The following is a 26715-nucleotide window of genomic DNA, read 5'->3' as shown; positions in this document are numbered from 1 at the left end:
CGAGGTTATTCAGGCACCAACGACGATAATCCGGCGGATGCAGATTCGCTTCACCAAAATGCAGGGCGCGGGCAACGATTTCGTGGTGCTCGACGAAACCCAGGGCCGTCTGGGGCTCAGCACCGCCCAATACCGTTTTCTGGCCGACCGCCACTTCGGCGTGGGGGCCGACCAGATCCTCACCGTGCGGCCTTCGCCAGCGGACGGCATCGACTTTGAATACGTGATCCACAACGCCGACGGCGGCGAGGTGGAGCAGTGTGGCAACGGCGCCCGCTGCTTTGCGCGCTTTGTGCACGACAAGGGCCTGTCGGGTAAAGACACCTTGCGGGTGCAGACCAAAAGTGGCGTGATCGCCCCCCGCCTCACGCCCGATGGCCGTGTCACTGTGGACATGGGCTGCCCGTTGTTCGAGCCTGCCCAGGTGCCGTTTGATGCCAGCGGTTTGACCGCCGTGGCACAAGGTTCAGGACAAAAATGGCCGCTGGCGCTGGATGGTAAAGCGCTGACAGCTACTGTTTTGGTAGCGGTGGTCTCCATGGGGAACCCGCACGCCGTGCAACTGGTGGACAACGTGGACACCGCCCCTGTGCTGGAAGCCGGCCCGTTGGTCGAGCGCCATGCGCGTTTTCCGCAGCGCGTGAATGCGGGTTTTTTACAGATCGTGGACCGCACCCATGTGCGGCTGCGTGTGTTCGAGCGCGGCGTGGGCGAAACCCTGGCCTGCGGCTCAGGCGCCTGCGCGGCCGTGGCGGCTGGCATCCGCCTGGGTCTGCTTGATAAAGAGGTGCATGTGGACACGCGCGGCGGCCGCCTCACCATTGCGTGGAGCGGTGCCGGCACCGATTCCGTTTTTATGACCGGCCCCGCCACCACGGTGTTCGAAGGCCAGATCGACATTCCTGACACCCCCCTATGACGTCCCACATCCCACCGATCACCGAAGACGACATCGCCCAGTTCCTCACCAACACGCCGGGCTTTTTCGAGCGCCATGCCGAGGTGCTGGCGAGTGTGCAGATCACCAGCCCCCACGGTGCCCGCGCCGTGAGCTTGCAGGAGCGCCAGGCCGAAATGCTGCGCGAAAAGATCAAGGGCCTGGAGCAGCGCATCATGGAAATGGTGCGCAACAGCACCGAAAACGCGGCGATCGCCAACAAGGTGCACCAGTGGACGAGCGCGCTGCTGCAAGTGCGCGACCCGTTCGACCTGCCCCAGGCCGTGGTCGATGGCGTGCGCACCCTGTTCGACGTGCCCCAGGCTGCGGTGCGTGTGTGGGAGGTGGCCGCGCCGTACATCGACGCCGACTTCACCCAGGGCGCCAGTGATGACGCCCGCGCGTTTGCCTCATCGCTCACCATGCCGTTCTGCGGCCCCAACCTGGGTTTTGAGCCCGCAGCCTGGCTGGCCAACGAGGCGGGCGAGCCGGCCCAGTCGCTGGCCCTGCTGCCGCTGCGCGAAGGCGCCATCGACAGCGCCACGCCCGCCTTTGGCCTGCTGGTGCTGGGCTCGCAAGATCCGCAGCGTTTTGATGCCACCATGGGCACGGAATTTCTGTCGCGCATGGCAGAACTCGCCAGTGCCGCGCTGCTGCGGCTGAAGTGATGCCCCCCTGTGCGGCTGCGCCGCTTCCCCCCTGCGGGGGGACGCCACCCCCGGCCCGGCAAAGCCGGTTCCACGGTGGCGTTGGCCTTGGTGCGCGCCAGTTGCCTGGGTAGTGCCCCGTGTCCGACATGCTGGCCACACAGATTCCCCCGGACCCGCACGTCCTGCGCTACCTGGAGCATGTGCGCGTCGAAAAGCGGCTGGCGGCGCGCACGCTCACGCTCTACACCCTGGACCTTGAAAAGCTCGCGCAGTTTGCGGCGGGGGTCAGCGTGCCCCTGCTGCAGCTGCAGACCGCGCACATCCGCCGTTTTGTGGCGCAGATGCACAGCGGCGGGCGCAGCGGGCGGGGGATTGCGCTCATCCTCTCTGGCTGGCGCGGGTTTTTCATCTGGGCGGGGCGGCAGGGGCTGATTCCGCACAACCCTGTGCAGGACGTGCGTGCCCCCAAGGCGCCCAAGCCTCTGCCCAAGGCGCTGGGTGTGGACGACGCCGTGCGGCTGGCCGAATTCGACAACAAGGGCGCCGACCCGTGGCTGGAGGCGCGCGATGCGGCCATGGTCGAGCTGCTGTACGGCTGTGGCCTGCGCGTGGGCGAGTTGGCTGGGCTCGACGCCATCCCCAATGCCGACACCCAGCGCCAGGGCCGTGGCTGGGTCGATCTGCAGGCGGGAGAGGCCCATGTGTTCGGCAAGGGCAGCAAGCGCCGCAGCGTGCCCGTGGGGCGTGCGGCCACCGAGGCGCTGCAGACCTGGCTGCAGCTCCGGGCCACACCGTTCGGCGGCGAGGGGTCTGCGCGGCTCGACACGGCATTGTTTGTGGGCCAGCGTGGCAAGCGGCTCACTGCGCAGTCGATCTGGCTGCGCCTGCGCCAGCGCAGCCAGCAGGCGGGGCTGACCACGCCGGTGCACCCGCACATGCTGCGCCACTCGTTCGCCAGCCACCTGCTGCAAAGCAGCGGCGACCTGCGCGCGGTGCAGGAGCTGCTGGGCCACGCCAACATCACCACCACGCAGGTCTACACGCGGCTCGATTTTCAGCACCTGGCCAAGGTGTATGACGCGGCGCATCCTCGCGCTAGAAAGAAGCCCCCCTGAGGCGCTTCGCGCCTTCCCCCGGAGGGGGACGCACCCGGTGGCCTGGCAAAGCCAGTTCCACGGGTGCACTGGTCGGGATGGCGCGCGCAGCAGGCGTTGGTGGCGTGTGGACGGCTCCTGACGTTGGTTGGGCATGCCGGCGGCCCCGGGGCTGTCCGCGTTGTTTGGTGTCACGGAACCAAGCCGCAAGCCGCGGCATCCGAGCAGAGGGCGCTTGCTGTAGAGCGCCGTGGAGTTCTCGTCATGCTGCTGAACTGGATCAAATCAAACCGTGGGTTCATCGTGCTGCTGCTGTGCTTCGGCATCTTTCGCACGGCGGTGGCCGACTGGAACCCTATCCCTTCGGGCTCCATGCGGCCCACGCTGCTCGAAGGCGATGTGGTGTTCGTCAACCGCCTGGCCTACGACCTGAAACTGCCGCTGACCGATGTGGTGCTCGCCCGCCTGGGCGAGCCCGAGCGGGGCGACGTGGTCACCTTCTCGTCTCCGCGCGATGGCACGCGGCTGATCAAGCGCATTGCGGCGCTGCCCGGCGACACCGTGGAGATGCGCGACGAGGTGCTGTACCTCAACGGCGAGGCCGCACGCTATGACGCACCCGAGGCCGTGACCGAACACCTGGCCGAGCTGGGAGCGCAGGTGCCTGCCACCCGCTGGACGGAGCATGTGCAGGGCCACGAGCGGCGCGTGCAGTGGCTGCAGGGCGTGACGGCACACCGCAGCTTCGGCCCGGTGACGGTGCCCGAGGGCGAATACCTGGTGCTGGGCGACAACCGCGACAACAGCGCCGACTCGCGCTACATCGGTTTTGTGCCGCGCCACCTGCTCATCGGGCAGGCGCGCCGGGTGCTGGTGTCGGCGGACATCCTTGCGAGCTGGGCGCCGCGCCTGGGCCGCATCGGGCATCCCCTCTGACGGCGGCATTCAGTGCGCGCGGCGTAGGGCAGCGTCGCACTTGCAGGGTCAGCGTGGGGCGCATTCACGCGACAATCGCTCCATCATGAAAACCCTTCGCCTTCGCCCTGGCAAAGAGCGCTCGCTCTTGCGCCGCCACCCCTGGATCTTTGAATCGGCCATCGCCAAGGGCGGTGGCGACAGCGGCGAGACCGTGCGTGTGGAGTCGCACGAAGGCCAGTTCCTGGCCTGGGCCGCTTACAGCCCCAGCTCGCGCATCCGCGCGCGGGTGTGGAGCTTTGACGAGGCGCAGCGCATTGATGCTCCGTTTTTCATAGCTGCTTGCGCACGTTCCATCATCGCCAGAGCCCGTTTTGATGTGCAAAGTGATGGCGTGCGCCTGGTGCACGGCGAATCCGACGGCCTTCCCGGGCTTATCGTGGACCGTTATGGCGATACCTTGGTGGCTCAGTTCACCAGCGCGGGCACCGAGCGCTGGAAGGATGTGATTGCCGACGCCCTGTTGCGCGAGACGGGTCTGACCAAGCTGTATGAACGCTCGGACGCCAGCGTGCGCACCCTCGAAGGCCTGGAGCCCGCCACCGGCTGGCTGCGCGGCGGGCCCATGGGCGCGGGCGGCGACAGCGAGGGGCCACCGCTCGAACTCGCCATCCACGAACACCAGTGGCGCCTGACGCTGAACATCGCCGAGGGCCACAAGACCGGCTTCTACCTGGACCAGCGCGACAGCCGCAAGCGTTTTGCCGACTACGCGCAGCGACTGGGCTTCAAGCATGTGCTCAACTGCTTTTGCTACACCGGCGGTTTCAGCGTGGCCGCGCTGGCGGGCATGCGGGCGGCGGGCGCATCCGCGGAAGGGCATGTGACCTCCATCGACTCGTCCGGCCCTGCACTGGAGCGCGCACGTGCCCACGTGGCGCTCAACGGCTTCGATCTGAACCGCGCGAGCTTCCTGGATGCGGACGTGAACGCCTCGCTGCGCCAGTTCCTCAAGGAAGGCCAGCGGTTTGATGCCATCGTGCTCGACCCGCCCAAGTTTGCGCCGACCGCAGCGCACGCCGAACGCGCGGCTCGCGCCTACAAGGACATCAACCGGCTGGCGCTGCAACTGCTGACCCCGGGCGGGGTGCTGTTTACCTTCTCGTGTTCGGGCGGCATCAGCGCCGACCTGTTCCACAAGATCGTGGCGTCGGCGGGCGCGGATGCGGGCGTGGATGGCTTCATCCTGGAGCGCCTGGGCGGCGCGCCCGACCACCCCATGACGCTGGAGTTCCCGGAGGGCGAGTACCTCAAGGGACTGGTGGTGATGCGAAAATCCTGATGATTTTGGCTGCTAGCGCTTATCCATCATGCGCTGATAGCTATCAAATTAGCAGTTTTTGCGGTGCAGTGCGTGCCAGGTAATCTGCGGCGAACTGCACAAACCAGTCGATGCTCTCGGGCTGCGCCAGCGCGTCGCGGTGGAGCACCCGCTCGGCCGGGTGGCCCAGCAGCAGCTTCTTGACCGGTAGCTCCAGCTTCTTGCCCGTCACGGTCTTGGGGATCACCGGCACCTGCAGGATCTCGTCGGGCACGTGGCGCACCGACAGCGCGTTGCGCAGCGCCTGGCGAATGCGCTGGCGCAGCGGCTCGTCGAGCATGGCGCCTGCGCGCAGCTGCACGAACAGCGCCAGGTACGACGGCCGGCCCAGGTATTCCAGATCCACCACCAGGCTGTCGAGCACGTCATCCAGCCCCTCGACCACGCGGTACAGCTCGGCCGTGCCCATGCGCACGCCCTGGCGGTTGATGGTGGCGTCCGAGCGGCCGTAGATGATGCCGCCCACGGCCTCGGGCCGGGCCACCAGCCGCAGCCAGTCGCCCTGGCGCCACACGGGGCGCTGTTCGGCGTCGTGAAAGGTGTCGAAGTAGCTCTCCTTGTAGCGCGTGCCGCCGGTGTCGCCCCAGAAGTACAGCGGCATCGACGGGATGGGCCGGGTGCAGACCAGCTCGCCCACTGCGTCCAAGACCGGCTGGCCCGCGTCGTTCCAGGCCTGCACGCTGGCGCCCAGCGCGCGGCACTGCATCTCGCCCAGGCGCACGGGCAGTGTGGGCAGGCCCACGATGAAACCGCCTGCGATGTCGGTGCCGCCGGAAACCACGTTGAGCCAGAAGTCGTTCTTGACCTCGCGGTAGAGCCAGCGGTAGGCCTCGGGCGACAGCGGTGATCCGGTGGAGCACACGGTGTGCAGTGCCGACAGGTCGGCCACCTGCCGGGGCACCACGCCCGCCTTGAGGCAGGCGTGGTGGATGGCGGCCCCTACGCCGAAGGTGGTGACGCGTAGGCGGCCTACCAGGCGCCACAGGAAAGCCCAGTCGGGTTCGGCGCCGGCGCTGCCCGCGCCGGTCACGCAGCCGTCGTAGAGCACGATGGTGGCGCCGCCCAGCAGTCCCATCACATGCGCGTTCCACACCATCCACGAGGTGTTGACCGCCCACAGCACCCGGTCTTCGGGATGCAGGTCGTTGTGCAGCACCATCGCCACCAGGCTGTTGGCCAGCACACCGCCATGGCCGTGCACGATGGCCTTGGGCAGGCCCGTGGTGCCGGACGAGTACAGCGTCCACAGCGGGTGGTCAGGCGCAAGCGCGACCGGCTCAAGCGGGGCATTGCCCGCCACGGCCGCGGCCCAGGGCACCACGGTGCGGGCCTGCGCCTGCGCGGGGGGCGCCGCCGCCGGGTCGAGGCAGGGTACCCAGACCACATGGCTCACGGTGGGCAGCTGGTCGAGGATGTCGCCCAGCGCGGCGCGGCGGTCAAACGGCTTGCCCGCATAGCGGTAGCCGTCTACGGCGACCAGCACCTTGGGTTCGATCTGGCGGTAGCGGTCGCCCACGCTCACGGGGCCCATGTCGGGCGCGCACAGCGCCCACACCGCACCGATGCTGGCGGCCGCAAGGAAGGCCACCACCGCTTGCGGAATGTTGGGCAGGTAGCCCATCACACGGTCGCCCGGCTGCACGCCCAGCGTGCGCAGCGTGTGCGCCAGCGCGCCCACCTGGCGGCGCAGTTCGGGCCACGAGATTTCTCCGGCACCGCCGGACTCGTCCTCGAAAACGATGGCCGGTGTGTTCAGTGGCGAGTCCGGGTGCGCGTGGCGCATCACGGTGTCCACCAGGTTCAGGCGCGCGCCCTCAAACCATTGGGTGGCGGGCATGGGGTCGTCCGAGCGCATGCGGCGCGGTGCCTGCGCCATGGGCACGTCGAAGAAGCCCAGCAGGGCGCTCCAGAACGCTTCGGGTTCGTCCACCGACCACTGCCACAGGGCTTCGTAGCCGCCAAAACGCAGGCTGCGCTCGCGCGCGAGCCAGGCCTCGAAGGCAGTGATGAGGGCGCGCTCGCGGCGTGCGGTACTGGGTTGCCAGAGCAGGGTGTCCGGGGTTTCGTTGGGGGCCGAGGCTGTTGGGGGCAGGGCTGTCAGGGTGGTCATGGGACGGTTCTTTCGCCTTCTCAGGTGTCCGCAGTGAAACCGATGTTTTTCACGTGCACCCGCCATTGCTCGGCCTCGGCGCGCAGCCGCGTGACCAGCTCTTGCGGCGTGGACGAGCGTGCCGTCATGCCGAATTCCGCCAGGCCGCGCACGAAGTCCGGCTGGGCCACGGCAGCGCGCATGGCGTCGGCAACGCGCTGCACCGTGGCGGCGGGCGTGCGCGCGGGCACGAAGACACCAAACCATTCGGTCATGTCCAGCGCAAAGCCCTGTTCGCGGTAAGTGGGCAGGTCGGGCGCGAAGGCACTGCGCTCGGTGCCCGAAACGGCCAGCAGGCGCAGGCGGCCGGATTTGAGGTGCGGCAGGTAGCTCCCCAGCACCGTCGAATAGGCCGGCACCTGGCCCCCCATCAGGTCCTGCAGCCCGGGTGCATCGCCGCGGTAGGCAATGTGGGTGAAGTCGATGCCCGCCATCTTGCCCAGCACGCTGCCCACCAGATGCGGCGTGGAGCCCGACGCGGGCGAGCCGAAGCTGGCCTTGCCGGGGTTGGCCTTGGCCCAGGCGACAAAGTCCTGCAGCGTGCGCACGCTGTCGGGCACGGCCGGCCCCACCGCCAGCGCAAACGGGAAGGTGCAGGCCATGGACACGGGCGCCACATCTTCCAGCGCATAGGGCAGCTTGCGGTAGGTGTAGGGGTAGACGGTGAACGGGGAGGGCGGCGACAGCAGCAGCGTGGTGCCGTCGGGCACGGCGTCCTTGAGCGCGCTCACGGCAATCTGGGTGCCCGCGCCGGGCTTGTTGTCCACAAGCACGTTGGCGGCATAGGTGCCGCGCAGCTTCTCGGCCAGGCGCCGGGCCACGTTGTCGGTGCTGCCCCCAGGCGGAAAGCCCACCAGCAGGCGGGCCAGGTCGGACTGTTGCTGTGCCTGTGCGGCCGGGACGATGCCCGTGCCCAGCGCGGCCAGGCTGGCGAGTTGGACAGCGAACTGTCGGCGGGTAGTCATGGTTTGTCTCCTGGTTTTTGGTGTGCCACTGCGGTGGTGCGGTGCGACTGTGCCGCAAGGGCGCAGGGGCTGCTTTCCAATTACTGCGGTGGGTATCGCAAAGCTGCGGACCTAGGGGAAAACCTGGGCGTCGCGCGCGGTGGGGTGAGACCCCCGGGGCGACTGGGCACGCTACGAGCGGCGGTAGTCCGAAGGCGTCACGCCCCAGTGGCGGCGAAACGCATGGCTGAAGTGGGCCGCCGAGGGGTGGCCGGTGAGCAAGGCGATCTCCAGCAGGGGCTTGCGCGAATCGCGCACCAGCCGTGCGGCCAGCTCCATGCGCTGAAAGTGCACCCAGGCGTGGGGCGTGGCGCCAAACGACACCTTGAAGGCGCGCGCAAAGTGAAACGGGCTGAGCCCCGCGATGTCCGCCAGGCGGGCCACCGGCCAGGGTTCGTGCAGGCCGGCCATCACGGCCTCGGTCAGCTGGCGCATCTGCCGCGAGGTGAGTGTGGCGCCGGTGCGCGGGCGCTCGCCGGGCAGTGCGTAGTTTTCGACGAGGTGGATGGCAATGCCCATCGCGATGTGTTCGCCAAACGCGGGTTGCAGTGAGGCGTTGTTGTCCAGCGATGCCAGTAGCAGGTCGGCAAAGGCTGCGAGCACCGGGTCCTTGCGGCCAAAACACTGGCCCAGCGCCACATCGCCGCCTGCGGCACGCTGCAGCCAGGCGGGGGCCAGGTCGATGTGGATGTTGTCGCGCACGGCCGAGCTGCGCCAGAAGCTCGGGGTGTCGCCGGGCAGGATCACGGCCTCGCCGCGCTGCCAGAGCCTCTCTCCCACCAGCTCTCCATGGCGTTGCAACAGCTGCGTGGGGTTGCCCCGGCGCACCAGGATGACGCAGTTGCTGTGGGCGGGCACGTACAGGTCGCCCACGGGGCCCACCTGGTGCCACACCGCGAGGCCCTGCCAGGGGCGCCCGGCGCTGGAGCGGTGGACGTGGTCCGGCAGCGCCTGCCAGGGGTGGTCCAAGCGCTTGTCGGCCAGCGCCCGCCAGTGCGCCGTGTCGAAACCTTCGATGGAGGGTGGCGTGTGGCGGGTGGGCGTGGGTGGCGTCATGGTGAAGGAGACCCAAAAAGCGCCTCCAGGAGCCTATCGTAGAGCGTTCCGGCTCGCTGCTCACCCGCGTTTCCCGGGGTGGAGCGGGGGTGGCAGGGGGCGTGACCGTGCACGAACAAGGGCTTGATTCCGCCGCTAAACTCCCCACCTTTGCGGCTCCGGCCCGGGCTGTCTTGCCTGCGGTGCCCTTTGCAATCCACAAGGCCTTCTTCCATGTCCCTCATCCCCGTCACCATCCTCACCGGCTTTCTGGGCGCTGGCAAAACGACCTTGCTCAAACGCCTGCTGAGCGAAGCCCATGGCCAGAAGATCGCCGTGATCGAGAACGAATTCGGCGAAGAGAACATCGATAACGACATCCTCGTGACCGAGTCCAAGGAGCAGATCGTGCAGATGAGCAATGGTTGCATCTGCTGCACCATCCGCGAAGACCTGCGCGAGACGCTGCAATTGCTGGGCGCCAAGCGGCGCAAGGGGCTGCTGGACTTCGAGCGCATCGTGATCGAAACCACCGGCGTGGCCGACCCTGGCCCCGTCGCGCAAACCTTCTTCATGGACGAAGAGATCGCCGAGACCTACCTGATCGACTCCATCATCACGCTGGTCGATGCCAAGCATGCGCCGCAGCAGCTCAACGACCGCCAGGAGGCGCGCCGCCAGGTGGGTTTTGCCGACCAGATCTTCCTGTCCAAGACCGACCTCGTCAGCGCCGAAGAAACCGATGCGCTGATCCACCGCCTCAAGCACATGAACCCGCGCGCACCCATCAAGGCCGTGCACTTTGGCGAGGTGCCGCTCCAGGAAGTGCTGGACCTGCGGGGCTTCAACCTCAATGCCAAGCTCGACATCGACCCGGACTTCCTCAAGGAAGAAGAGGCGCACGGCCATGAGCACCACGACCACGATCACGCGCATGGCGAGCATTGCGACCACCCCTCGCACCAGCATGACCATGGGCATGGCCACCACCATCACCATGACGACGATGTGAAGAGCTTTGTCTACCGCTCCGACCGGCCGTTCGACCCGGCCAAGCTGGAGGACTTCCTGGGGGCCATCGTGAATATTTACGGCCCGCGCATGCTGCGCTACAAAGGGGTGCTTAATATGAAGGGCACCGAACGCAAGGTGATTTTCCAGGGGGTGCACCAGCTCATGGGCAGCGATCTGGGGCCACAGTGGGCGGAAGGCGAGCCGCGCACCAGCAAGATGGTCTTTATTGGCATTGACCTGCCCAAGGACATCTTTCTGCAGGGACTGGAACAAAGCCTGGTGTGATGCGGGAAGGTGCTGGAGAGGCCGGAAGGCTGCCGGTTTGTGTTGTATCTGCAACGTTTCCGTTTGCGTCAGCCCAGGTCGATACAATCGCGCCCCGGTAAAACCCCGGAAGGCTTGCCACCCGCCCTTGGCTGTGAATGCAGCTAGGGCCCGCCCGTATTGCGAGGAGACCAGGAAGTGAAAGCCGACACCAGCAAATCCAAGGGGGCCACCAAGGCAACCCCTGCCGCGGCGAAAAGCGCCGCCGCCCCAGCGGCACCTAAAGTTGCTGCGAAGGCCCCTGCCAAGGCTGCTGCGGCGCCCAAAGTGGCCGCACCTCCCGCAGTGGCAGCACCTGCTCCAGCCCCCGTGCTGCAAGCCGGTTCGCAGGTACCCGTGCGCACGACCCGGCCTTCTTCCCGATTGGCCCAATTGACCGTACCATCCATGGCACAGACAGTGGCGTCGACCGCTGCCAAAGCCAGTTATTTACACACCATGCCCACGACCGCGCAAGCGCAGCCCACCTACACGGCTGCCAAAAAAGACCCCAAGCTGGCGAACAACTGGAAAACCAAGTCCGCCGCTGAGTTGACCGACGCAGAAGTCATGGCCATGCCTGACAGCGAGTACATGAACGACAAGCAGATGGCGTTCTTCCGCCTCAAGCTGGTGCAACTCAAGCAGGACATCCACAACAGCGCCGGTGAAACCACCGAACACCTGCGGGAAGACACCGTGGTGGTGCCCGATCCCGCCGACCGCGCGACGATCGAAGAAGAACACGCCCTGGAACTGCGCACCCGTGACCGCGAGCGCAAGCTGCTCAAGAAGATCGAGCAGTCCATCGCCCGCATCGACGCGGGTGACTATGGCTACTGCGACGAAACCGGCGAACCCATCGGTGTGGGCCGCCTGATCGCTCGCCCCACTGCCACGTTGTCCCTGGAAGCCCAACAACGCCGCGAACTCAAGCAGAAGATGTTTGGTGATTGACCGGGCCACCGGGCCTGATCCATCCCCAAGCGCACCCTGAGCCATGAGCAAGGAAGAAACCACCCCCGGCGGCCTGCTATCGAAGGTGGTTCGGTTTGTGAAGAACCCGACGGTGAACTGGACCGAGCTCGACTCCATCCAGGACGACCGGGAGAGCCAGTACAGCAAGCAGATGCTCAAGGAGATGATCGAGCGCAAACGCCGCAACGATTTTGTGCGGCGCCGTGAGTTCGATCAGCTGCGCAAGCTGCGCCAGCGCGAGGTGCTGCAGGGCCAGCGCGTGGAAGATGCGGCGGGGCGCCCCTCGTTCTTTCAAAGCAGCATGGCTTCGCCCGACGACCGCGCGGTCACGCTCAAGAAGATCGACGAGATCGAAGCGCAGATGTCGCAGCAGTGGTGGAAGAGCAAGCAAGGTGCTGAGGCGCCCACCCAGCCCGGTGCGATGCCGGCTGCTGCCAGCGGCGCCGCGACGTCCGACTCCGAGCATGCGCGGGCGTATGCACCCACGGCGCCCGGCAGCCTGCCCGCACCTCTCGAAAACAAGCCCGGTGTCCAGCCGCTGTTTGCCGATGACAGCATGGCCATTGGCCGGTTTGGCGGCACCGATGCGCAAATGCTCCCGGGCGAAGGCCCTGGCGAAGCGTCCTTCAGCCCTGCGGCAGCTACTGCGGCAACGCCAGCGCCCGCATCCGAACCGGAGGAATTCGTGCACGAACCCGATCTAGAAGAAGCCGCCATCCGGTTTGCCAATGGCGACCATGCCGGGGCCGAGTCCGGCCTGCTTGATGTGCTGGCGCAGCACCAGCAGGACGCGCCCGACGACCAGCTTGAAATCTGGATGACGCTGTTCGACCTGTACCGTGCGACCGGCCAGCACGACCGGTTTGACACCCTGGCCATCGACTTTGCGGCCCAGTACAGCCGTTCGGCACCACTGTGGTTCTCCATGCTGGAGCAGTTGGGCATGGCGCCACCGCCCGCTGCGGCGGCACCCGGCGCCCCAGCGGCCGCACCGGTGGGCGCGGTGCGCCGTGATTTCAGCTGGAATGCTCCGCCCACCCTGGCTGTGTCTTCGGTGGCCGCGCTCCAGGCCTCCCTGGCACGTTCCGCGTCGCCCTGGACCTTGTCCTGGGCACGCCTGGGGGCCATCGACGAAGCTGCAGTGCCTTTGCTGGCGGAGCAGTTCACGCGGTGGGCCGAGCGTGATGGGCAACTGGTGTTTTCGGGGGTTGAAAAGCTCAATGCCCTGCTCGACGCCAAAACCCAGTCCGGGGACCGCTCCACCAGCCCCGAGTGGTGGAGCCTGCGCATGGCGGCGCTGCGGCTCATGGGCAAACCGGATGAGTTCGAGCTGGTTGCGCTTGACTACTGCGTGACCTATGAAGTCTCGCCGCCTTCTTGGGTGTCTCCGCGCTGCGGGTATTCGGACAACGAGGGGGCGTCCTCGGGTTCGGCGCCGCTGGCGGCAGACAGCGATTTCATGGCCTCCGATCTGGGGGATGCATCGGCCCCAGCTCCGCTGGAGACGGGCCCCGTGGCCCAGCTCAGCGGGCACATCGATGGTGATGCCACGCCGCTGCTGGAGGCTTTCCAGGCTTTCCTGCGCCCAGGGGTGCCCCTGACGATCGCCTGCGACAAGCTGATCCGTGTGGACTTTGCCGCTGCGGGCTCGGTGCTCAACTGGGCGGCCGAGCAGCAGGGCCATGGCCATGTGATCCAGTTCCACAACCTGCAGAGGCTGGTGGCGATTTTCTTCAACGTGATCGGTATCAACGAGCACGCCTGGGTGGTGCCCCGGAAGAATTGACTCCCCTGGAGTCGCTTTGCGCCTCGGCGCCTCCGGCTGGGGCTGTGGCCCTTGGAGTTGCGCCTCTTCGTGCCTCTCTCGCTGCGTGGTAGGGGGATGCCCCAAGTGCACGCAAGCGAAGCGCCTCATACGCGGCTTGGCGGCTCCTGCGCGGCGGTGCTGGCCTGGGCCGCTTCGATTTCATGGCCTGCGTGCAGTGGTGTGGATGTGCTGGTAACACGCAGCTCCGCCTTGGCTTGAAAGCAGTGCACGCGCCCTCAACTGCCGCAGCTATGGACTCATCAAACGACAACCACCCGGTGTTCCACGGCACCACCATCCTGAGCGTACGCCGCCAGACGCCCCAGGGCGTGCAAGTGGCGATTGGCGGGGACGGCCAGGTCACCTTGGGCAACATCGTGGTCAAGGGCACGGCGCGCAAGGTGCGCAAGCTGCACCACGGCAAGGTGCTGGCGGGTTTTGCAGGCGCCACGGCCGATGCATTCACCCTGTTCGAGCGCTTTGAAGCCAAGCTCGAAAAACACCAGGGCCACCTGGTGCGGGCCGCCATTGAACTCACCAAGGACTGGCGCACCGACCGCGTGCTGCGCCGCCTCGAAGCCATGCTCGCCGTGGCCGATCTCGAAGCCTCGCTCATCATCACCGGCAACGGCGACGTGCTGGAGCCCGAGCAGGGCATCGTGGCGATTGGATCGGGCGGTGCCTACGCGCACTCGGCCGCCAAGGCGCTGCTCAGCCACACCGACCTCTCTGCGCAGGACATCGTCAAAAAGTCGCTGGAGATTGCGGGCGAGTTGTGCATCTACACCAACATGAACCACACCATCGAGACCTTGTAGGTCGGTTGGTTTTGCAAGGCGGTTTTCACCGCATTTGATACGTTTTTGATAGCTGCTAGCGCTTGATAGATAAGCGCTAGAGCCAAATTTGACTGGAATTTTCGCCATGTCGTCCATGACCCCCCAGGAAATCGTCTCCGAACTGGACCACCACATCGTGGGCCAGGCCAGCGCCAAGCGTGCCGTGGCCATTGCACTGCGCAACCGCTGGCGCCGCCAGCAGGTCGAAGGCAGCCTGCGCCAGGAGATCACGCCCAAGAACATCCTCATGATCGGCCCGACCGGCGTGGGCAAGACGGAGATTGCGCGCCGCTTGGCCAAGTTGGCGGACGCGCCCTTCATCAAGGTCGAGGCCACCAAGTTCACCGAGGTGGGCTATGTGGGCAAGGATGTGGATTCCATCATCCGTGACCTGGCGGAGATGGCCGTGAAGCAGACCCGCGAGTCCGAGATGAAGAAAGTGCGTGCCCGGGCCGAAGATGCCGCAGAAGAGCGGATCCTCGACGTGCTGATTCCCCCGGCCCGGGCGGCGGCAGGCACCGAGCCCGCCGCCGACAATACGGCCCGGCAGGTGTTTCGCAAGAAGCTGCGCGAAGGGCTGCTGGCCGACAAGGAGATCGAGATCGACGTGGCCGAAGGCCGCCCCTCGCTGGAAATCATGGGGCCCCAGGGCATGGAAGAGATGACCGAGCAGCTGCGTGGCATGTTCAGCCAGATGGGGCAGGACAAACGCAAGACCCGCAAGCTCAAGATTGCCGAGGCCCTGAAGCTCCTCGCCGACGAGGAGGCCGGAAAACTCGTCAACGAGGAAGAGATCAAGGCCCGGGCCATCGCCAATGCCGAGCAGAACGGCATCGTCTTCATCGACGAGATCGACAAGGTGGCTGCGCGCCAGGAAACCAGCGGTGCCGATGTGTCCCGCCAGGGCGTGCAGCGCGACCTGCTGCCGCTGGTGGAGGGCACCACGGTGTCCACCAAATACGGCATGATCAAAACGGACCACATCCTGTTCATTGCGTCGGGGGCGTTCCACCTGTCCAAGCCCAGCGACCTGATCCCGGAGCTCCAGGGACGGTTCCCCATCCGGGTCGAGCTGGAATCCCTGTCGGTCAAGGACTTCGAGGCCATCCTGACCCAGACCCACGCATCACTGGTCAAGCAGTACCAGGCCCTGCTCGCCACCGAGGGTGTCACGCTCGAATTTGCTCCCGAGGGCATCACGCGCCTGGCGCACATCGCCTTCGAGGTGAATGAACGCACCGAAAACATTGGTGCGCGCCGCCTGTCCACCGTCATGGAGCGCTTGCTGGATGAGGTGAGTTTTGATGCGACCCGCCTATCGGGTCAGACCATCACCATTGACGCTGCCTATGTGGACGCCCGCCTGCAGACACTGAGCCAGGACGAGGATCTTTCGCGCTACATCCTGTGACCACTCGGTCAAGCCTTGAGAGGTCACTTTCATAGGCCTCTCTAAGTGCTTCTTTTTCAACGACTTTTGGCTTTCTGGTGGCTGCAAAGTCGCGTCTAAGTTGTTGATTTCATTGCAAAAGTTTGTTGGACACCCCCTTGTTCGGTGTGCTTTTCCTGCTACAGTGCAAAAAAGTGCAATTAAGTGGTGAAAAGTGCCCTCAAGGTCCATTGCACGGACCCGCGAGGCGCAAAACCGAATTGGGAATCTGTCCGTGTTTCAAGGTGCCTCGTCGCTGAGTCTCGATGCGAAGGGTCGGCTGTCTGTGCCGACCCGGCATCGTGACGTCCTCGCGGCCACGGCATCCGGTCAGCTCACCATCACCAAGCACCCCCACGGTTGCCTCATGGTCTTCCCCCGCCCCGAGTGGGAGAAGTTCCGCGAGCGCATTGCCCAGTTGCCCATGTCTGCCCAGTGGTGGAAGCGCATCTTTTTGGGCAATGCCATGGATGTGGACATGGACGCCACGGGCCGCGTGCTGGTTTCGCCCGAGCTGCGTGAAGCGGCCGGTATCTCCAAGGACACCATGCTTTTGGGCATGGGCAATCATTTCGAACTTTGGGACAAGGCCACGTACGACGAGCAGGAGGCCAAGGCCATGCAGGGCGATATGCCGGATGTCTTCAAGGACTTCTCCTTTTAAGGCGCACCGTGACATCTTCCTTGCAACACACCACCGTCCTGCTCAACGAGGCTGTGGACTCTCTCCTGGGCGGCGCAGGCCCTGAGCCTGCAGGCACCTGGGTCGATGCGACGTTTGGCCGTGGCGGGCACTCTCGTCTCATCCTGCTCAGGCTGGGGCCACAGGGGCGCCTTGTGGCCTTCGACAAGGACCCCGAAGCCATCGCCGAAGCAACGCGCATCACCGATGCGCGTTTTTCCATTCGGCACGAAGGTTTTCGCCATTTGGCCGATCTGCCTGCTGGCAGCGCCGCTGGCGTGTTGATGGACCTGGGTGTGAGCTCGCCCCAGATCGACAGCCCCGAGCGGGGCTTCAGTTTCCGTTTTGACGGCCCGCTGGACATGCGCATGGACACCACGCGCGGCGAAAGCGTGGCCGATTGGTTGGCCACGGCCGAAGTCGGTCAGATTGCGGAGGTGATACGTGACTACGGTGAAGAACGGTTTGCTGGCCCCATTGCAAAGGCGATTGTTGCTCGGCGCGAAGAACGGGGTCCTCTTTCAACCACCTCAGAACTGGCCGATCTCGTGGCTGGCACGGTCAAAACCCGCGAGCCGGGCCAGAACCCTGCAACGCGCACATTTCAAGCTCTTCGGATTTTCATCAACGCCGAGCTTGAAGAGCTGCAACAGGCGCTAGAGGCCAGCCTCTCGGTGCTGCAGCCGGGCGGGCGCCTGGTGGTGATCAGCTTTCATTCGCTGGAAGACCGCATCGTCAAGCAGTTCATCGCCAAACACTCCAAGGAGGTCTACGACCGCCGCGCGCCCTTTGCCGCCCCCCAGGCCATGAAACTGGTGGCGCTGGACCGCATCAAGCCCAGCGCCACCGAGGTGGCCGGCAACCCCCGCTCGCGCAGCGCGATCATGCGCGTGGCTGAGCGCACGGCGGTGGTCTGACATGACGCGGCTCAACGTGGTCCTGCTGCTGGCGGTACTGGCCAGCGCGATCTATCTGGTTCACACCCAGTACGAGTCGCGCCGCCTGTTCACCGAGCTGGACCGTGCCATTGCCGAGGCCCGCCGCCTGGAGACCGAGCACCAGCGCCTGCAGGTGGAAAAGCGCGCGCAGGCCACGCCACTGCGGGTGGAGAAGATCGCCCGCGCTCAACTCAACATGCGCACGGCCACGCCGGCCATCACGCAGTATGTGTCTGACCCACAGGGGGTGGCGGCCGCAGCGGCTGCCAGCGGTGTTCCGCCCCGGTCCGAGGGGGCGCAGCCATGAGCCGCAGTGTGCTCTACACCTCCAGCCCGTTGCTGGCCAGCAAGACGCCCGTCTGGCGCAGCAAGTTCATCGTAGCCGTGATTGCGTTGGGCTTTCTGGGGCTTGCGGGGCGCGCCGCCTATGTGCAAGTGTTTGGCAACGCGTTTTTTCAGCGCCAGGGTGAAGTGCGTTTTGCGCGCACGCTGGAGCTGCCCGCAAACCGCGGCAAGATTGTGGACCGCAATGGGTTGATCCTCGCATCCAGCGTGCCGGCCTCCAGCATCTGGGCCATTCCGGAAGACGTGGACCAGGACAAGCCAGAAGTGCGCGCCAAGCTCAAGCAGCTGGCCAAGCTGCTCGACATGCCCCAGGCGGAGCTGCAGAAAAAGCTGGCCGATGAGGACAAGACCTTTGTCTGGATCAAGCGCCAGCTCGACTGGGATGTGGGCCAGCAGATTGCGGCCCTGGACATCAAGGGCATCTACCAGCGCAAGGAATACAAGCGCCAGTACCCCGAGGGTGAGGCGGCGGCGCACGTGGTGGGATTCACCAACGTGGAAGACCATGGCCAGGAGGGCATGGAGCTGGCCTTCGACAAGGATCTGGCAGGAAAGCCGGGCTCGCGCCGTGTGATCAAGGACCGCCTGGGCCGGGTGGTCGAAGGTGTGGGGGAAACTGTGCCACCCGTGGATGGCAAGGACATGCAGCTTTCCATCGACAGCAAGGTGCAGTTTTTTGCCTACCAGAAGCTGCGCGACCAGGTGGCCGCGCACAAGGCCAAGGCGGGCAGTGTGGTGGTGCTTGATGCGCACACGGGCGAGCTGTTGGCGCTGGCCAATTACCCGAGCTATGTGCCCGACAAGCGCCAGAACCTGACCGGCGAACAACTGCGCAACCGCGCGTTGACCGACGTGTTCGAGCCCGGTTCCACCATGAAGCCGTTCACCATCGGCCTGGCGCTGGAGACGGGCCGCGTGCGCCCGGACACCATCGTGGACACGAACCCTGGCCGGATCAACATCACGGGCTCCACCATCTCCGACACCAGCAACCATGGGGTGCTGACGGTGGAAGGTGTGATCCAGAAATCCAGCAACGTGGGCACCACCAAGATCGCCATGCAGATGCCTGCGCGCGAGATGTGGGAAACCTTCTCGGCTGCGGGTTTTGGACAGAAGCCGCAGCTGCATTTCCCCGGTGTGGTCACTGGCCGATTGCGCCCGTACAAGACTTGGCGCCCGGTGGAGCAGGCCACCATGTCCTACGGCTATGGCCTGTCGGCCAGCCTGTTCCAGATGGCGCGGTCGTACACGGTGTTTGCCAATGGCGGCCGCGTGATTCCGGCCACGATGCTGAAGACTGCTGAGCCCGCAGTGGGCGTGCCCGTGTTTTCGGAGCGCACGGCCGACCAGGTGCGCAAGATGCTGCAGATGGCCGCAGGCCCGGGCGGTACGGGCCAGAAGGCGCAGACGCTGGGCTACTCGGTGGGCGGCAAGTCCGGCACCGCGCGCAAGCAGGTGGGCAAAAGCTACGCCTCGGGTAAATACCGCGCGTGGTTCACGGGCATGGCACCCATCGACAAGCCGCGCATCATCGTGGCCGTGATGATCGACGAGCCCAACAACGGGGTGTATTACGGTGGCGCGGTGGCTGCTCCGGTGTTCAGCGAAGTCGTGCAACAGACCTTGCGCATGATGGGCGTGCAGCCGGACATGGCGGTCAAGCCGCAAATTGTGGCCAAAGAGGTGGAGGAATCGCTATGACAACGGCATTGCCTTTGCTCGCCTCGGTGCGCGACGCCGTGACCTGGCTGCGCGAACGGGTGACCGGCACGCTGCAGACCGACAGCCGCCAGATTCGCCCCGGCGATGGTTTCATCGCCTGGCCGGGTGCTGCCACCGACGGCCGCGCGCACGTCGGCGATGCGTTTGCGCGGGGGGCTGTGGCTTGCCTGGTGGAGCACGAGGGCGCCGACGCGTTTGTGCTCGAAGGCTTGCCTGTGGCGGCGCTCCATGGGCTGAAAGCCGCCACCGGCCCCATTGCGGCCGACTGGTTCGAGCAACCCACGCAGCATCTGGATGTGTTAGCCGTGACGGGTACCAATGGCAAGACCAGCACGAGCTGGTGGCTGGCCGAGGCACTTAATGTGCTATCAGAAAATGAGCTTATTCCGCAAGGTGGATGCGCGCTGGTAGGCACTTTGGGGATGGGGACACCGCCCGCACTCACCAGCACGGGCATGACCACGCCCGACCCGGTGCGGCTGCAGCGTGCGTTCCAGCAGTTCACCGATGCCGGCCGCACGGCCTGCGCCATTGAGGCCTCGTCCATTGGCTTGGCCGAGCACCGCATGGCGGGCACGCGCATCCGTGTCGCGTTGTTCACCAACTTCACGCAGGACCATCTGGACTACCACTCCGGCATGGCGGCCTACTGGCAGGCCAAGAGCATGCTCTTCGACTGGCCTGGCCTGCAGGCTGCCGTGGTCAACATCGACGATGCGCGCGGCGCGGAGTTGCATGCCACGCTGGCGGACCGTCCGCTGGACCTGTGGAGTGTTTCCATCACCGGCCCGGCCCGCCTGGCGGCGCGCGACATCTGCATGGGGGACGGTGGGCTGCGCTTCACGGTGGCCGAAGGCGTGCACACGCATGTGCTGCAGACGCGCGTGATCGGGCAGTACAACGTCTCCAACCTGCTGGGTGTGCTGGCCGGGTTGCGTGCGCTGGGCGTGCCGCTCCAGCACGCGCTGTATGCCTGCGCCCAGCTCACACCCGTGCCGGGCCGCATGGAGCAGATCCACAGCCCTGGCCAACCCCTGGTGGCGGTGGACTACGCGCACACGCCCGACGCACTGGAGAAGGCGTTGCAGGCCCTGCGCCCGATCGCGCAGGAACGTGGCGGCGAGCTGTGGTGTGTGTTCGGCTGCGGTGGCGACCGCGATGCAGGCAAGCGCCCGCTGATGGGTGCTGTGGCGCAGCACCAGGCCGACCGTGTGGTGGTGACCAGCGACAACCCGCGCAGCGAAGACCCCGCGGCCATCCTGCACCAGATTTTGCAAGGCACCATCGCCAGCAGCGTGGTGCGCGCCGAGCCCGACCGTGCCGCTGCCATTGCCTTGGTCGTGGCCGAGGCTGCGCCCGCCGATGTGGTGCTGATCGCTGGCAAGGGCCACGAAGACACCCAGGAGACGGCTGGTGTGCGCCTGCCGTTCTCCGACATGGCCCACGCGCAGGGCGCGTTGCAGGCCCGAGGAGCCCGCACATGACCGCCACCCCAGGTGTGATGATGACCTTGCAGCAAGCGTTTGCGCTGCTTGCCTCGCGCATTCCTTCGGCACGCTTGGTGGGGGATGGCGCCACGCCGCTGGTGCGTGTGCATACCGACACGCGGACGCTGCAGGCGGGGGATCTTTTTGTGGCGCTCAAGGGCGAGCGTTTTGACGCCAACGCTTTCCTGTCCGACGCCCGCTCCGGTGGCGCAGCCGCTGCCATCGCCCACGGTGGCCTTCAAGCCGCAGGCCTGCCGGGCATTGAGGTGCCAGACAGCCTCGCAGCGTTGGGCGCGCTGGCTGCGGGTTGGCGTGCGCAGTTGGGTCTTCCGTTGATCGGCGTGACGGGCAGCAATGGCAAGACCACGGTGACGCAGATGATCGCGTCCATCCTGCGCGCCTGGAAGGGCGAAGCTGCCTTTGCCACGCAGGGCAATTTCAACAACGACATCGGTGTGCCGCTGATGCTGCTGCGCCTGCGCGCCAGCCATGCCGCCGCCGTGATCGAAATGGGTATGAACCACCCAGGCGAGATCGCCCTGCTGGCTGCCATGGCGCAGCCCACGGTGGCGCTGGTCAACAACGCACAGCGCGAGCACCTGGAGTTCATGCACACGGTGGAAGCTGTGGCCCGCGAGAACGGCTCGGTGTTTGCCAGCCTTCCCGCCGACGGCGTGGCCGTGTTCCCTGCGGGCGATGCCTACACGGGCCTCTGGCGCTCGCTGGCAGCGGGGCGCCGCACCGTCACCTTTGGCGATGGCGGCGATGTGGCTTGCGCACAGGCTGCGTGGGGCCAGGGCGCCTGGGCGGTGACCCTGGCCACGCCACAAGGCGAAGTGGCCACCCACCTGCATATTGCAGGGCGCCACAACGTGACCAACGCACTGGCGGCTGCGGCCTGTACGCTGGCAGCGGGCGCGCCCCTGGCCGCCATTGCGCAAGGGCTGAACGATTTTGTGCCGGTCAAGGGCCGCTCGCGTGCTTTCAGCGTGCACAGCGCTGGCCGGGAGATCACCGTGGTGGACGACACCTACAACGCCAACCCCGACTCCATGCGTGCCGCCATCGACGTGCTGGCCGAGCTGCCCGGCCCGCAACTGCTGGTGCTGGGCGACATGGGCGAGGTGGGCGATCAGGGCCCGCAGTTTCACGCCGAGGCGGGTGCCCATGCCCGTGCTGCGGGCATCCCCCTGCTGTTCGCGCTCGGCACGCAGTCGGTGCATGCCGCCACGGCCTACGGCGGTGCCCGGCATTTCAACGATATGAGCGCGCTGCTGACGGCCGTGCGCGATGCCCTGTCCACCGTGGGCAGTGTGCTGGTCAAAGGGTCTCGATTCATGAAGATGGAACAGGTGGTGGAGGCCATTTCCGCCACAGCGACCGCCGCAGCGCAGCCGCAAGAACAACAACAAAAGCAGAACCGGGCACTGGAGGGACACCATGGCGCAACACATTGAGACCGCTCGCGTGGCGACATCGCAGGTTGGGCAAGCCGGGGAGGCCTCATGCTGCTGATGCTGTCGCAATGGCTGCAGGGCCTGTCGCCCGAGTTCGGCTTCTTCCGCGTGTTCCAGTACCTCACCTTCCGTGCGGTGATGGCGGCGATGACGGCGTTGCTCATTGGCCTGATCGCAGGCCCCAAGGTGATCCGCGTGCTCACCTCGCTCAAGATCGGACAGCCGATCCGTGGCTACGCCATGCAATCGCACCTGTCCAAGAGCGGCACGCCCACCATGGGCGGCGTGCTGATCCTGCTGTCGATTGCGATTTCGACGCTGCTGTGGTTTGACCTGTCCAACCGATTCGTGTGGATCGTGCTCATCGTCACGCTGGGCTTTGGTGCCATCGGCTGGGTGGACGACTGGCGCAAGGTGGTCAACAAGGACCCAGAGGGCATGCGTTCGCGCGAGAAGTATTTCTGGCAATCGGTCATCGGCCTGATTGCCGCGCTGTACCTGGTGTTCAGCATCTCTGAGAGCTCCAACGCCAAGGTGTGGGAGCTGTTCGTGGGCTGGGTGCAGTCGGGTTTCTCGCTCGACCTGCCGCCCAAGGCCGGCCTGCAATTGCCGTTCTTCAAGGAAGTGAGCTACCCATTGGGCGTGCTGGGCTTCGTGATCCTCACCTACCTCGTCATCGTGGGTTCCAGCAACGCCGTGAACCTGACCGACGGGCTCGATGGCCTGGCCATCATGCCGGTGGTGATGGTGGGCTCGGCCCTGGGCGTGTTCGCCTATGTCACAGGCAGCTCGGTGTATTCCAAGTACCTGTTCTTCCCGCACATCCCCGGCTCGGGCGAGCTGCTGATCTTCTGCGCGGCCATGGCGGGCGCGGGCCTGGCCTTCCTGTGGTTCAACGCGCACCCCGCCCAGGTCTTCATGGGCGACGTGGGGGCGCTGGCGCTGGGCGCGGCCCTGGGCACCATCGCCATCATCGTGCGCCAGGAAATCGTGCTGGCCATCATGGGCGGCATCTTCGTGGTCGAGGCGCTGTCGGTGATGCTGCAGGTGACCTGGTTCAAGTTCACCAAGAAACGCTACGGCGAAGGCCGGCGCCTGCTGAAGATGGCGCCGCTGCATCACCACTTTGAAAAGAGCGGCTGGAAGGAAACACAGGTGGTCGTGCGCTTCTGGATCATCACCATGCTGCTGTGCCTTGTCGGCCTGTCCACCCTGAAGCTGCGATGAACCCGGACGATCCCCTCATCCCCGCTGCGCCACCCGCTCCCCCGGTGGCAGAGTCTTCCGTTGCGGCGGCGGGTGTGGATGCGCCTGCCGGGCAGCCGGATGTGGACATGCCACCAGCGCAATCGATGGAGGGCGTGGTGCCTGACGAGACCGGCGTTGCCCTGCCCGATACGCAGTCCTTCTTTGAACCCCAGGACGCCACGACCGACATGACGGAGCCTGCGGCCACAAGCGAGGGTACGGCGGTGGCACCCGGGCCCGCCACAGGCGCACGCGCTGGCAACGCGGCGGCGAATGCCTGGGACCCAGAAAAGCCCCCGGCCGTGTCTGCCGCCAAGGCCGCCGCTGATTTCGTGGCGCAGATTTTTGCCGAGGTCGCCGCGCCCGAAGCTGCGTCGGCCCCACTGCATGAGGCCAAAGAAGAAACCGCCGAGGCAGTAGCGACCGATGAAGCTGCCCAGCCCCTGGGCCGGCCCGGTGAAGACCTGCGTCCGATGCAGGACCAGAACATCCTCATCCTGGGCCTGGGCGCCTCGGGCCTGGCCATGGCCCGCTGGTGTGTGCGCTGCGGTGCCGAGGTCACTGTGGCCGACACCCGCGCCGCGCCGCCACAGCTGCCCACGCTGCAGCAAGAGCTGCCCCAGGCGCGTTTTGTCGCGGGTGCCTTTGATGCCAGTCTGGTCGAAGGCAAAGACCTGCACGCGGTCTACCGCTCGCCGGGTTTGAGTCCTCAGACAATTGCTCCTATTTTGGTAGCTGCTAGCGCATGTGGAGTAAGCGCTGGAGGTGAATTAAGCTTGTATTCCATGGCGCTGGACGCGCTGCGTGCCTCGCACGGCTACGCACCGTCCGTGCTGGCCATCACGGGCACCAATGGCAAGACCACGGTCACATCGCTCACCGGCCAGCTGGTGGAGCGTTCGGGCCAAAGCGTGGCCGTGGCCGGCAACATCGGCCCCACGCTGCTTGATACCCTGGCGGGCCACATCGACGCTGGCACGCTGCCCGGTGTGTGGGTGCTGGAGCTGTCGAGCTTCCAGCTCGATGGTGTCACGGGCTTTGAACCCACGGCGGCCACCGTGCTCAACATCACGCAGGACCACCTGGACTGGCATGGCGACATGGCCGCCTACGCGGCGGCCAAGGCACGCATCTTTGGCCAGACGGGGCTCATGGTCCTGAACCGCGAAGATGCCGAGGTCATGCGCATGCTTCCACCTCCAGTGAAGGTCAAGTTGCAAAAGCCCCAGGTGCGCGAGCACCTGACGTTTGGTGCCGACATGCCCCAGCGCCCCGGCGACTTCGGTATCGAGGTCGTCAGTGGCATGCCCTGGCTGGTGCGTGCCATGGATGCGGATGAAACCCGCAAGCGCGGCCGCAATGAAGTGGCCGAGGACCTGCACATCCAGCGCCTGATGCCGGCCGATGCCCTGCGCATCCGGGGCCGCCACAACGCGGTGAACGCGCTGGCCGCACTGGCCTTGGCCTCGGCTGCAGGCTGCACCTTGGCCCCGCTGCTGTACGGCCTGCGCGAGTACCGGGGCGAGCCACACCGGGTGGAGCCCGTGGCCATCATCCACGGGGTGGAATACTTTGACGACAGCAAGGGCACGAACGTGGGCGCCACGGTGGCGGCCCTCATCGGCCTGGGCGCAGAGCGCCGCATCGTGGTCATCCTGGGCGGCGATGGCAAGGGACAGGACTTTTCGCCGCTCGCAGCGCCGGTGTCGCGCTATGCACGTGCGGTGGTGCTCATCGGGCGCGATGCGCCGCAGATCCGCGCCGCGCTGCAGGACTGCGGCGTGGCACTGCTGGATGCCGAGACACTGCCCCAGGCGGTGGCGCTGGCCTCGCAGCGCGCCCATGCGGGCGATGCGGTGCTGATGTCGCCCGCCTGCGCCAGCTTTGACATGTTCACGGGCTATGAGCACCGCGCCCAGGTGTTCTGCGACACCGTGCGCGCCCTGGCCGACGACGCCGGGCAGTCCGCGGAAGGTATGGCATGACGGCCGACGTGCGCAATTCCACGTTGCTGCAGCGGGTGACCGGCTGGTTTGGAGGCCTGCCTGGCAAGGCTGCGGATGTATTGCCCGTGCGCGTTGGCGGCACGGAGTACCGCCAGTCGTCCAGCACGCCGGCCAGTGTGCTGGGCTTCGACCAGGCCTTGCTGTGGGTGGTGGTCGCGCTGCTGGCCTGGGGTCTGGTGATGGTGTATTCGGCCTCCATCGCCATGCCGGACAACCCGCGTTTTGCCAATTACGCGTCGACCCATTTCCTGACCCGCCACATGATGTACCTCGTGGTGGGTTTTGTCGTGGCGCTGCTGGCCTTCCAGGTGCCCATGGCGCTGTGGGAGCGCATGGCGCCCTGGCTTTTCGTGGTGGCGCTGCTGCTGTTGATTGCGGTGCTGATCCCCGGTGTGGGCAAGGTCGTCAACGGCGCGCGGCGCTGGCTGTCGATCGGGCCCATCGGTTTCCAGCCGTCCGAGGTGGCCAAGTTCGCGGTGCTCATCTATGCGGCCGACTACATGGTGCGCAAGATGGAGGTGAAGGAGCGCTTTTTCCGCGCCGTGCTGCCCATGGGCGCCGCCGTGGCCATCGTGGGCGTGCTGCTGCTGGCCGAACCCGACATGGGTGCCTTCATGGTGGTGGCAGTGATCGCCATGGGCATCCTTTTTCTGGGGGGTGTCAACGCCCGGATGTTCTTCCTGATCGCAGGGGTTCTGGTGGCCGCTTTCGGCGTCATGATCGCCAGCTCACCCTGGCGCCGTGAACGGGTGTTTGCCTACCTCGACCCCTTCAGCGAGGAGCACGCCCTGGGCAAGGGCTACCAGCTTTCCCACTCGCTGATCGCCATCGGGCGTGGCGAGATCTTTGGCGTGGGCCTGGGCGGCAGTGTGGAAAAGCTGCACTGGCTGCCCGAGGCCCACACCGACTTCCTGCTGGCGGTGATTGGCGAGGAGTTCGGCCTGGTGGGCGTGGTCATCCTCATCGTGCTCTTCCTGTGGATGACGCGCCGCATCATGCACATCGGCCGCCAGGCCATCGCGCTGGACCGCGTATTCGCGGGGCTGGTGGCGCAGGGCGTGGCGATCTGGATCGGCTTTCAGGCCTTCATCAACATGGGCGTGAACCTGGGCGCGTTGCCGACCAAGGGGCTCACGCTCCCGCTGATGAGTTTTGGGGGATCCGCGATCCTGATGAATCTGGTGGCGCTCGCGGTGGTGCTGCGGGTGGACTATGAAAACAAACTCCTCATGCGCGGAGGCCGCGTATGAGGAGTTTGTTTCACCAAAACAAGCTGCTGCAACGCGTCAGCG

The 26715-nt window shown here is 66.1% G+C and carries 22 protein-coding genes; 19 read left to right on the top strand and 3 right to left on the bottom strand.

What is annotated here, in order from left to right; all coding sequences use genetic code 11:
- Positions 1–37: 37 nt before the first annotated feature.
- The 5 genes from dapF (at position 38) to IB243_RS14740 (ending at position 4938) form a co-directional block, all read left to right on the top strand.
- A complete protein-coding gene (dapF, locus tag IB243_RS14760; protein ID WP_192427930.1) occupies positions 38–919 on the top strand; it encodes a diaminopimelate epimerase in 882 nt (293 codons plus the stop codon).
- Entirely contained in the window at positions 916–1605 is a 690-nt protein-coding gene (locus IB243_RS14755) for a DUF484 family protein (RefSeq protein ID WP_010462386.1), read from the top strand. Before dapF ends, IB243_RS14755 begins: the two co-directional genes overlap by 4 nt.
- A 128-nt stretch (positions 1606–1733) precedes the next feature.
- On the top strand, positions 1734–2702 hold the full coding sequence (locus tag IB243_RS14750) for a tyrosine recombinase XerC (RefSeq protein ID WP_192428056.1): 969 nt from the start codon (positions 1734–1736) through the stop codon (positions 2700–2702).
- 243 nt (positions 2703–2945) lie between these two features.
- Complete coding sequence (lepB, locus tag IB243_RS14745; RefSeq protein ID WP_192427929.1) at positions 2946–3617, top strand: signal peptidase I; 672 nt, start codon at positions 2946–2948, stop codon at positions 3615–3617.
- Positions 3618–3702: 85 nt separating this feature from the next.
- A complete protein-coding gene (locus IB243_RS14740; protein WP_192427927.1) occupies positions 3703–4938 on the top strand; it encodes a class I SAM-dependent rRNA methyltransferase in 1236 nt (411 codons plus the stop codon).
- A gap of 43 nt (positions 4939–4981) precedes the next feature.
- Here the strand turns inward: IB243_RS14740 and IB243_RS14735 are convergent, their stop codons facing one another.
- The 3 genes from IB243_RS14735 to IB243_RS14725 all read right to left on the bottom strand — a co-directional run bounded on the left by IB243_RS14735 (position 4982) and on the right by IB243_RS14725 (position 9186).
- Entirely contained in the window at positions 4982–7087 is a 2106-nt protein-coding gene (locus IB243_RS14735) for an acetoacetate--CoA ligase (protein WP_192427925.1), read from the bottom strand.
- A gap of 20 nt (positions 7088–7107) precedes the next feature.
- On the bottom strand, positions 7108–8091 hold the full coding sequence (locus IB243_RS14730) for a Bug family tripartite tricarboxylate transporter substrate binding protein (protein ID WP_192427923.1): 984 nt from the start codon (positions 8089–8091) through the stop codon (positions 7108–7110).
- 171 nt (positions 8092–8262) lie between these two features.
- The gene (locus IB243_RS14725; RefSeq protein WP_192427921.1) at positions 8263–9186 is read right to left on the bottom strand and encodes a helix-turn-helix domain-containing protein; all 924 of its coding nucleotides are present in this window, start codon (positions 9184–9186) and stop codon (positions 8263–8265) included.
- Between the two features lie 213 nt (positions 9187–9399).
- On the opposite strand from IB243_RS14725, the gene IB243_RS14720 reads away from it, so the two are divergent.
- The 14 genes from IB243_RS14720 to ftsW all read left to right on the top strand — a co-directional run bounded on the left by IB243_RS14720 (position 9400) and on the right by ftsW (position 26673).
- On the top strand, positions 9400–10464 hold the full coding sequence (locus IB243_RS14720) for a GTP-binding protein (RefSeq protein WP_057229093.1): 1065 nt from the start codon (positions 9400–9402) through the stop codon (positions 10462–10464).
- Positions 10465–10641: 177 nt separating this feature from the next.
- Positions 10642–11439, top strand: a complete 798-nt coding sequence (gene dksA, locus IB243_RS14715; RefSeq protein WP_029413941.1) for an RNA polymerase-binding protein DksA — start codon at positions 10642–10644, stop codon at positions 11437–11439.
- A 43-nt stretch (positions 11440–11482) separates the two neighbouring features.
- Positions 11483–13246, top strand: a complete 1764-nt coding sequence (locus IB243_RS14710; RefSeq protein WP_010462366.1) for an STAS domain-containing protein — start codon at positions 11483–11485, stop codon at positions 13244–13246.
- Between the two features lie 272 nt (positions 13247–13518).
- On the top strand, positions 13519–14085 hold the full coding sequence (gene hslV, locus IB243_RS14705) for an ATP-dependent protease subunit HslV (protein ID WP_010462363.1): 567 nt from the start codon (positions 13519–13521) through the stop codon (positions 14083–14085).
- Positions 14086–14191: 106 nt separating this feature from the next.
- Positions 14192–15517: an ATP-dependent protease ATPase subunit HslU gene (gene hslU, locus IB243_RS14700; protein WP_010462361.1), complete on the top strand. Its 1326-nt coding sequence runs from the start codon at positions 14192–14194 to the stop codon at positions 15515–15517.
- Positions 15518–15770: 253 nt separating this feature from the next.
- Positions 15771–16199: a division/cell wall cluster transcriptional repressor MraZ gene (mraZ, locus tag IB243_RS14695; protein WP_057271900.1), complete on the top strand. Its 429-nt coding sequence runs from the start codon at positions 15771–15773 to the stop codon at positions 16197–16199.
- 8 nt (positions 16200–16207) lie between these two features.
- On the top strand, positions 16208–17134 hold the full coding sequence (gene rsmH / locus IB243_RS14690) for a 16S rRNA (cytosine(1402)-N(4))-methyltransferase RsmH (protein WP_010462357.1): 927 nt from the start codon (positions 16208–16210) through the stop codon (positions 17132–17134).
- Between the two features lies 1 nt (position 17135).
- Positions 17136–17462, top strand: a complete 327-nt coding sequence (gene ftsL / locus IB243_RS14685; RefSeq protein WP_057229089.1) for a cell division protein FtsL — start codon at positions 17136–17138, stop codon at positions 17460–17462.
- Positions 17459–19204: a penicillin-binding protein 2 gene (locus IB243_RS14680; RefSeq protein ID WP_010462353.1), complete on the top strand. Its 1746-nt coding sequence runs from the start codon at positions 17459–17461 to the stop codon at positions 19202–19204. The genes ftsL and IB243_RS14680 overlap by 4 nt, the downstream gene beginning before the upstream one ends.
- Positions 19201–20709: a UDP-N-acetylmuramoyl-L-alanyl-D-glutamate--2,6-diaminopimelate ligase gene (locus IB243_RS14675; RefSeq protein WP_010462350.1), complete on the top strand. Its 1509-nt coding sequence runs from the start codon at positions 19201–19203 to the stop codon at positions 20707–20709. Before IB243_RS14680 ends, IB243_RS14675 begins: the two co-directional genes overlap by 4 nt.
- A complete protein-coding gene (murF, locus tag IB243_RS14670; protein WP_192427919.1) occupies positions 20706–22169 on the top strand; it encodes a UDP-N-acetylmuramoyl-tripeptide--D-alanyl-D-alanine ligase in 1464 nt (487 codons plus the stop codon). Before IB243_RS14675 ends, murF begins: the two co-directional genes overlap by 4 nt.
- 48 nt (positions 22170–22217) lie before the next feature.
- Complete coding sequence (mraY, locus tag IB243_RS14665; RefSeq protein ID WP_010462345.1) at positions 22218–23396, top strand: phospho-N-acetylmuramoyl-pentapeptide-transferase; 1179 nt, start codon at positions 22218–22220, stop codon at positions 23394–23396.
- Positions 23393–25402: a UDP-N-acetylmuramoyl-L-alanine--D-glutamate ligase gene (murD, locus tag IB243_RS14660; RefSeq protein ID WP_192427917.1), complete on the top strand. Its 2010-nt coding sequence runs from the start codon at positions 23393–23395 to the stop codon at positions 25400–25402. Before mraY ends, murD begins: the two co-directional genes overlap by 4 nt.
- Positions 25399–26673 carry a putative lipid II flippase FtsW gene (ftsW, locus tag IB243_RS14655; RefSeq protein WP_010462341.1) on the top strand — a complete coding sequence of 425 codons (1275 nt, stop codon included), beginning with the start codon at positions 25399–25401 and terminating at the stop codon, positions 26671–26673. Before murD ends, ftsW begins: the two co-directional genes overlap by 4 nt.
- Positions 26674–26715 lie beyond the last annotated feature (42 nt).

Source organism: Acidovorax sp. ACV01 (assembly GCF_014851495.1).
GTDB classification, from domain to species: Bacteria; Pseudomonadota; Gammaproteobacteria; order Burkholderiales; family Burkholderiaceae_C; genus Acidovorax; species Acidovorax radicis.
This window is presented reverse-complemented; position numbering and strand designations above follow the sequence as displayed.